Below are 7,496 nucleotides of genomic sequence, written 5' to 3'. Positions count from 1 at the left end.
CGATCTGCAGGGGACGGTGCGGTTCGCAGGGGATGCGGGCGGGAGAGCGTTCTCCTCCGCCTGAACCGCGAGGCGACCTCCGGATCCCCTGCAGATCGCCCGTACCCTGCAGATCGCCCGGCTAGCCCTGCTCCGCCAGGAACGCCAGCACCGCGTCCTTGAAGCCCCGCGCGGGCACGGTGCTGGTGTGGTCGCGGCCGGGGACGCTCACGAACCGCGCCCCCGCCTCCGCCGCCAGCAGCTCGCCCCCGGGAGCGATCGGATCCGCGCCTCCGGTCACGAGCAGCGTCGGCAGGCCGGGGTGCCGCCCGTGCTCCGGGTGCGCCCCGCCGCGGACGCCGTCGGCCACCGCCACCAGCGCCGCGAGGTCGTTGCCCTGCACCCCCTCCGCCATGCCGATGAAGGCGCGGGTGAAGCCGTCGTCGATCTCGCCGCCGGAGGCGACACGCGCCCGGGCCGCCTCCGCGTCGAAGGAGCGGAGGGGCTCGCCCACGGTCAGCCCGCCGAGGCTCAGCGAGGCGAGGCGCTCCGGGTGCTCGAGCCCCAGCACCCAGCTCATCCGGGCGCCGAGGGAGTAGCCGAGCACGTGGGGCGCGTCGAGGTCGTAGGAGTCGAGCACCCGCACCAGGTCGGCCACCATGGCGCTCACGCTGTAGGAGTCGGAGTGGTGCGGCTTCTCGCTCGCGCCGTGCCCGCGCTGGTCGAGCGCCACGACGCGGTACCCGGCGCGGTGCAGCGTCCGCAGCCAGCCCGACGTCTGCCAGTTGAGCACGGCGTGGGAGGCGAAGCCGTGCACGGCGAGGACGGTCGGGGCGCTCTCCTCGCCGACGGAGTAGGTGGCCAGCCGCACTCCGTCGTCGGCCACGACGTACACGGGCGGAGGGAAGGCGATCACTCCACCACCCTGCCCGCCGCCGCGGCGTCGAGGGGGCACCGTGCCGCGGACACGCCGAGCGGAGCCTCAGGCGCGGGGAGCCGTGCGGGCCGGGGTGCCAGGACGATCAGCGCGGCGGGCGGGTGGAGCGGGCGAAGGGTACGGCGATCCAGAGGCGCACGGTGCGTCCCTGGCCGGACCGGATCCCGAGGACCACGCACAGCACGAGGTTGAGCACGGCCAGCGCGAGGATCGCCGAGATCGTCGCGAGCGGCCAGTCGGCGCCGAGCGAGTCGCGCACCGACACCAGCGCGAGGTGCAGCGGGACCAGCATCAGCTGGAGCGCGAGGTAGGTGAGCTGCCAGTTGACGGCGACCAGGCCGTTCCGGTCGCTGAGGGTGCCGATCCGCCGCCGCGACCCCCACACCATCACGGTCGCCGTGAGGGAGATCACGGGGGAGATCACCACGAAGCCGGCGAGCGCCGAGAGCCCGGCGAACCAGACGGCGCGGGCGCCCGTGCGGTCCCGTGTGCGGTGCCGCAGCTCGTCGTCGTCCATCTCGCCGCCTCCTCGCGCCCGACCCAGTCTCGCACCCGCCCCCTCCTCGAGGCGGGGGATCGCCCCCGAGTTCCGGGGGTTCCCCGGATGGGGCGGGCCCGGGTGCGTCCGTAGCGTGGAGGCATCGCCGGAGCACACCGGCAGCACCGCCGGTCCCACCGGCGGCACCGCATCCCGCCGGGCGACCGGCACCCGAGAAGGAGCACATCGTGACCACCGACGACCGCACCGCCCGCCTCTCCACCCCCGCCGACGAGCAGCCGACCGTGGACCTGGGCGCGACCGCCGTCCTCACCGAGGAGCGGCCGACCGCCGGGGAGCGCCCCGCCGCCGAGGAGCCCGCCTCGTCGCAGCAGGCCCGCGCCCCCTACGGCACCCCGGCCGTCCCGCCCGCGGCGCTCGCCCCGGCTCCGTCGACCCCGTTCTCGCTCACCAGCCTGATCCTCGGCGTCACCTCCGTCTTCTTCGGACTGACCGTGATCGCTCCGGCCGCGGGCCTCGTCTTCGGCGTCCTGGGCCTGAGGAGGGAGCCGACGGGCCGCACGCTCTCCATCTGGGGCATCGTGCTCAACTCGGTCATGCTCGGCCTGGTCCTGCTGTTCGCGATCGCGGTGCTCGTCGTGGTCGTGCTCGTGCCGCTGGCGGCCCTGGCGTCGGGCAGCGACTACCGCTGACCCGCCGCGTCCTGCGTCCCGCGCCTCCTGTCCGCCCCGGCGGCGGGAGGCGCGGTCGTTCCGCGCCCGTCGAGCGGCCGCTCCGCGCCTGCGTCCGCCGCCGCCCCGCGCCCCGGCGATAGGCTGGCCGCGCAGTTCGCGAGCCCCCTGCACCCTCCGGGGCCGCACGACGACAGCAACGGAGCTGGACGTGACCCTCGCACCGAGCACCCTCCCCGACCGCGACCCGGAAGGCAGAGCCCTGGACGACACCGAGACCCCCGCCACGCGCACCGAGAGCGACTCCCTCGGCTCGATGGAGATCCCCGCCGAGGCCTACTGGGGCATCCACACGGCGCGGGCCCTCGACAACTTCCCGATCTCCAAGCGCCCCATCTCGATCTACCCCGATCTCGTCCGGTCCCTCGCCACGGTCAAGCTCGCGGCCGCCCGGGCCAACACCGAGCTCGGCAGCCTCGCCCCCGCCAAGGCCGAGCTGATCGAGACCGCGTGCCGCCGCATCATCGACGGCGAGTTCCACGACCAGTTCGTGGTCGGGGTGATCCAGGGCGGCGCCGGCACCTCGACGAACATGAACGCGAACGAGGTCGTCGCCAACGTCGCGCTCGAGATCGGCGGCTTCGAGCGGGGCGACTACGCGCACCTGCACCCGCTCGACGACGTCAACCGCAGCCAGTCCACCAATGACGTCTACCCGACCGCGATCAAGATCGCGATGACGTGGTCGCTGCGCCGCCTGCTCGACGAGCTGGCGCTGCTGCGCGAGTCGTTCTCCCGCAAGGCGGTCGAGTTCGGCAGCGTCCTGAAGGTCGGCCGCACGCAGCTGCAGGACGCGGTGCCGATGACGCTCGGCCAGGAGTTCCACGGCTTCGCGACGACCCTCGGCGAGGACCACGCCCGGCTTTCCGAGACCATCTGGCTGCTCGCCGAGGTCAACATCGGAGCGACCGCGATCGGCACCGGCATCACCGCCGACCCGCGCTACGGAGCGGCCGCGGTCCGCCACCTCAACGAGATCACCGACCTCGACCTCGAGATGGCGCAGGACCTCGTCGAGGCGACGAGCGACACCGGCGTCTTCATGTCGTTCTCGAGCGCGCTCAAGCGCTCCGCGATCAAGCTGTCCAAGATCTGCAACGACCTGAGGCTCCTCTCCTCGGGCCCGCAGGCCGGCTTCGGCGAGATCAACCTGCCGCCCCGTCAGGCGGGATCGAGCATCATGCCCGGCAAGGTGAACCCGGTCATCCCCGAGGTGGTCAACCAGGTCGCCTACTCGGTGGCCGGAGCCGACGTCACGGTCACGATGGCGGCCGAGGCGGGTCAGCTCCAGCTCAACGCCTTCGAGCCGGTGATCGCGCACTCGCTGCTGCAGAGCATCACCTGGATGACGCAGGCCTGCAGGACGCTCCGCGAGAACTGCATCGACGGCATCACCGCGAACGTCGACCGGCTCGAGGCCATGGTCGCCTCCTCGGTCGGCGTCGTGACGGCGCTCACCCCGAGCATCGGCTACACCGCGTCCGCGGCACTCGCCAAGGCCGCCCTCGCCACCGGCCGCAACATCGCCGACCTGGTGGTCGAGGCGGGGCTGATGTCCCGCGAAGAGGTCATGCGGCTCATCTCGCCGGCCCGGCTCTCGGGCATCGAGGCGATGACCGCGGCGCTCCCGATCATCGACCCCGCGCCGGAGGCGTGACCGCGGCCGCGAGGCGCGCCCCGGCGTAGCTGCGCCAGGGCGCCCAGCGTCGTCCGGCCTCGGCCAGCGCGCGCTCACCGGCGGGCAGGCCGAGCGACGCCGCGCCCCGTCGGAGCGCCGGATCTCCCGCGAGCAGGACGTCGGGATCCCCGGTCGCCCGCTGCGCCACCGCGGCCGCCGTGGCCCGGCCGATCCCGAGGACCGCGAGCAGCTGCTCGGCGAGCTCCTCCCGGTCGGCGTCGAGCCGCAGCGCTCCCTCGGCGAGCAGCGTGCAGGTCCGCACCAGCACGTCGGCGGATCGGCCGAGCACGTCGGCGGCGTGCTCGGCGATCACCGCGGGGGAGGGGAAGGAGCGCGCGATCGATCCGCTCGCCACGGACTCCGGCAGCATCGCGCCCAGCGCCGCGACCAGCCGTGCGGCCTCCCGCCGGCCGAGCAGCGCGCGCACCAGCGTCTCGACCGGATCGACGGAGCCGGGCACGCGGACGCCGGGGCGGGCGGCGACGCTCGGAGCGAGCGCGGGATCGGCCGCGAGGGCCTCGTCGACGGCCCGGGCGTCCGCGTCGAGGTCGAGCAGCCGCCTCACCCGGGCGACCAGGGGCCCGATGTCGGCGACGGAGACGAGGGTCGCGCTGCAGCGGACGGTCGCCTCGTCCGCCTCCAGCCGGATCAGCGCCGCGCCCCCGGGCAGGACGAGCGAGCGCGCGTAGCCGCCGGGGGACGCCTCCTCGAGCCCCGGGAGCGCGTCGGCGCTGAGCACGTCGAGCACCCCGGGATCGAACGGAGCGCGCACCGCCAGCCGGAGCTCCAGCGTGGTCGCGCCGTCGTGGACGCTGGCCTCGGAGCGCCTGCCCCGGGCGGAGGCGCGCAGTGCCGTCGGCGTCCGCTCGTACACCTCCGCCAGGGTCGCGTTGAACTGCCGGATGCTCGTGAACCCGGCGGCGAAGGCGACATCGGACACGGGGAGGTCGGTGCTCGTGAGCAGGAGCCGGGCGGTCTGGGCGCGCTGAGCGCGCGCGAGGGCCAGCGGAGGGGCTCCCAGCTCCTCGCGCAGGATGCGGCCGAGGTGGCGCGCGCCGTAGCCGAGCCGGGCAGCCAGTCCCTCGACCCCCTCGCGGTCGACGACTCCGTCCGCGATCAGCCGCATGGCGCGCGCCGCCGTGTCGTCGCGCAGGTTCCACTCGGGGGAGCCGGGCACGGCGTCCGGCAGGCAGCGCTTGCAGGCGCGCAGCCCCGCCTCGTGCGCGGCGGCGGCCGTCGGGTAGAAGCGCACGTTCGCGCGCCGCGGAGTGATGGCGGGGCAGCTCGGACGGCAGTAGACGCCCGTGGAGTGCACGCCGGTCAGGAACCGCCCGTCGAACCGGGAATCGCGGGAGGCGACGGCGCGGTAGCGCTCCTCGAAGAGCGGATCGGAGTCGGGCACGCCTCGAGCCTCGCACGCGGCGACGTCCAGCAGGAGCGGGAATCGGACATCGGCGTCGCCGCTGAGGGTCGCTGCACGACGTCGGCCGCGAGCGGAGTCCCTGCCCCCACACGGCAGGCCACCCCCTCTCAGCCGACGTTGTGCAGAGCTGTCCCCGCTCACGTGCGCCCTGTCGCCTGTCAACCGCCGCCGGCACACCCCGCCGGTGCCCTACTGTCGGCCCCATGAGCGCCTATCCGCCGCCCGCACCGCCCGCCACCGCCCGCCCCTCCGTCGTGCCGACCGTGCTCGGCTCGATCGGCGTGGCGCTCCTCGGGATCCTGCTGCTGCTCGTGCTCGCCTACGTCGTGCTCGGACTCGGCGTCAGCGCCGCGGGGATCTGCGCGGTCATCGCGCTCGTGCCGCTCACCGTGGTGCTGCTGGGCGTCCGCTGGGTCGACCGCTGGGAGCCGGAGCCCGCGCTGGGCCTGTGGTTCGCCTTCCTCTGGGGCGCGGCCGGGTCCGTCGCGATCGCGCTCCTGGTCGACCTCGGCGTGCAGATCGCCGTCTACGCCTCCGGGCAGCAGCCGAGCGGATCCGACTTCGTCGGCGCCGTGATCCAGGCGCCGCTGGTCGAGGAGACGGCCAAGGGGATCGGGGTCCTCCTCGTCCTGCTGATCTGGCGCCGGACCTTCGACGGACCCGTCGACGGCATCGTCTACGCGGCCGTCGTCGCCTCCGGGTTCGCCTTCGTCGAGAACATCCTCTACTTCGGCAGCGCGCTGGTGGAGGGCGGTCTCGGCTCGCTCGCGGTGACCTTCTTCCTCCGCGGCGTGCTCTCGCCGTTCGCGCACGTGCTCTTCACCGCCTGCACGGGCGCGGCCCTCGGCTTCGCCTCGAACCGGCCTGCCGTCGCGCGGCTGCCCATCGCCCTGCTCGGGCTGGCGCTCGCCGCAGTCCTGCACGCGCTCTGGAACGGCTCGTCGTTCCTGGTGTCCGACTGGTTCGGCTTCTACGGCGTGGTCCAGGTGCCGCTGTTCGCGGTCGCCGTGGTCGTCGTGGTCCTGCTGCGCCGGCAGGAGCGGCGCGTGACGCTCCAGCGGCTCGACGACTACGCCGTCGCCGGGTGGCTCTCGCCGGCCGAGGTGCGGATGATCGGCACCGCGGAGGGGCGCCGCACCGCCGCCCGCTGGGCCCGGAGCGCAGGAGGGGACCGGCCGCGCGCGATGCGGGACTTCCTCCGCTCGGCGACGCGTCTCGCGCACCACCGGCAGCACCTCCTGCTCGGCCGCGGCGGCCGCACCGGTGCGGTCGACGAGCGCGTCCTCCTCGACGAGCTCGTCGCCCGCCGGGCGGTCCTCACCCGCTGAGCCGGGGCCGCCCCCGCTCCGCGAGGGGCGGGCTAGGCGGAGGCGCTGCGCACGCGGCGCTCGCCGGCCGTCACGGGCACGCCGAGCCGGTTCTGCACGGGCGGCAGCGGGCAGTTGTAGTGGGGCGAGAAGCCGCACGGCGGGATGTAGGCCCGGTTGAAGTCCAGGAGCACCGGGCCGGGAGTGCCCGCGTCGGCCGCGCCGCCGATCCGCTGCACGACGAGGAAGCGGCCGACGGGGTAGCTCGCGAGCTCCGGGTCGGCGCTGCGGTTGGTCGGGTCGCCGAACGGGACGAGCAGCGTGCCGCCGTCGTCGAACGCGGCGACGGTGTACTCGCGGGCTCGGCCGTCGTCCACGAGCGAGAAGGTGATGTCGCCGGGCACGACCAGCTCGCGGGTGGCGCCGTTGTCGCGCAGGTGCTCGAACGGGACGGTGCGGTCCTCGGCGACCGGCTCGAACCAGGCCTCGAGCACCCACGCGGCGTCGAAGGGGAAGGTCTCGATGGCGTCGAAGGAGCGGATGCCGTCGGAGGCCGCGTCCCAGACGCGGTAGCCGTACTCGGGCTCGCCGGTGTCGAGGTTCTCGCGACGCATCCGCGTCAGGGTCGCGGAGGGGCCGTAGCCGGCCAGCGCCTGCTCGTCGTCGACGCTCTCGCCGGACTCGAGCCAGCGGGTCTCGACGAGGGCGAGATCGCCCCGCGGTCCGGTGACGCGCTCGACGCGTCGGGCGAGCCACGACTCCCAGCCGGCGCGCGCCGACTCCGTGAGGTCGATCGAGGCGCGGGAGGGGGCGGTGACGCTGCTGCTCGGAGTGGCCATGGGGCGTGCAACGCGGGGCCTTCCGGTTCTCTTCCCGGTCGATGATCGGACGGCGGCCGGGCACCCGGGAGAAAGAGCTCGACGCCCTGCGGCAGCGGCAGGG

Annotated in this window: 7 protein-coding genes; 3 read left to right on the top strand and 4 right to left on the bottom strand. The window is 74.6% G+C overall.

Features of this window, described 5'->3' with window-relative positions; all coding sequences use genetic code 11:
- Positions 1-121 precede the first annotated feature (121 nt).
- Both C5C24_RS14590 and C5C24_RS14585 read right to left on the bottom strand, forming a co-directional pair.
- Positions 122-895: an alpha/beta fold hydrolase gene (locus C5C24_RS14590; protein ID WP_181135550.1), complete on the bottom strand. Its 774-nt coding sequence runs from the start codon at positions 893-895 to the stop codon at positions 122-124.
- A gap of 106 nt (positions 896-1,001) precedes the next feature.
- Positions 1,002-1,433, bottom strand: a complete 432-nt coding sequence (locus C5C24_RS14585; RefSeq protein WP_104305304.1) for a DUF4870 domain-containing protein — start codon at positions 1,431-1,433, stop codon at positions 1,002-1,004.
- 209 nt (positions 1,434-1,642) lie between these two features.
- On the opposite strand from C5C24_RS14585, the gene C5C24_RS14580 reads away from it, so the two are divergent.
- Both C5C24_RS14580 and C5C24_RS14575 read left to right on the top strand, forming a co-directional pair.
- Positions 1,643-2,107, top strand: coding sequence for a DUF4190 domain-containing protein (locus tag C5C24_RS14580; RefSeq protein ID WP_104280703.1), 465 nt, complete (start codon positions 1,643-1,645; stop codon positions 2,105-2,107).
- Between the two features lie 241 nt (positions 2,108-2,348).
- Positions 2,349-3,803: an aspartate ammonia-lyase gene (locus C5C24_RS14575; protein ID WP_258060401.1), complete on the top strand. Its 1,455-nt coding sequence runs from the start codon at positions 2,349-2,351 to the stop codon at positions 3,801-3,803.
- Here C5C24_RS14575 and C5C24_RS14570 read toward each other — a convergent pair.
- Positions 3,778-5,226 (bottom strand): DNA-3-methyladenine glycosylase 2 family protein, encoded by a 1,449-nt coding sequence (locus tag C5C24_RS14570; RefSeq protein WP_181135549.1) that lies wholly within the window; start codon positions 5,224-5,226, stop codon positions 3,778-3,780. The two genes, C5C24_RS14575 and C5C24_RS14570, sit on opposite strands and share 26 nt — an antisense overlap.
- A gap of 224 nt (positions 5,227-5,450) precedes the next feature.
- Between C5C24_RS14570 and C5C24_RS14565 the strand changes: the two genes are divergently transcribed.
- Positions 5,451-6,575 carry a PrsW family intramembrane metalloprotease gene (locus tag C5C24_RS14565; RefSeq protein WP_104305303.1) on the top strand — a complete coding sequence of 375 codons (1,125 nt, stop codon included), beginning with the start codon at positions 5,451-5,453 and terminating at the stop codon, positions 6,573-6,575.
- Between the two features lie 32 nt (positions 6,576-6,607).
- On the opposite strand, the gene C5C24_RS14560 is transcribed toward C5C24_RS14565, so the two are convergent.
- Positions 6,608-7,393: a DUF1684 domain-containing protein gene (locus tag C5C24_RS14560; RefSeq protein WP_104305302.1), complete on the bottom strand. Its 786-nt coding sequence runs from the start codon at positions 7,391-7,393 to the stop codon at positions 6,608-6,610.
- Positions 7,394-7,496 lie beyond the last annotated feature (103 nt).

The organism is Rathayibacter sp. AY2B3 (genome assembly GCF_002931755.1).
Taxonomy (GTDB): domain Bacteria; phylum Actinomycetota; class Actinomycetes; order Actinomycetales; family Microbacteriaceae; genus Rathayibacter.
This window is presented reverse-complemented; position numbering and strand designations above follow the sequence as displayed.

What these genes read in the sequence shown, in the direction of transcription:
- C5C24_RS14585 (WP_104305304.1), bottom strand. Translation starts at nt 1,433, where the DNA reads ATGGACGACGACGAGCTGCGGCACCGCACACGGGACCGCACGGGCGCC.
- C5C24_RS14565 (WP_104305303.1), top strand. Translation starts at nt 5,451, where the DNA reads ATGAGCGCCTATCCGCCGCCCGCACCGCCCGCCACCGCCCGCCCCTCC.
- C5C24_RS14560 (WP_104305302.1), bottom strand. Translation starts at nt 7,393, where the DNA reads ATGGCCACTCCGAGCAGCAGCGTCACCGCCCCCTCCCGCGCCTCGATC.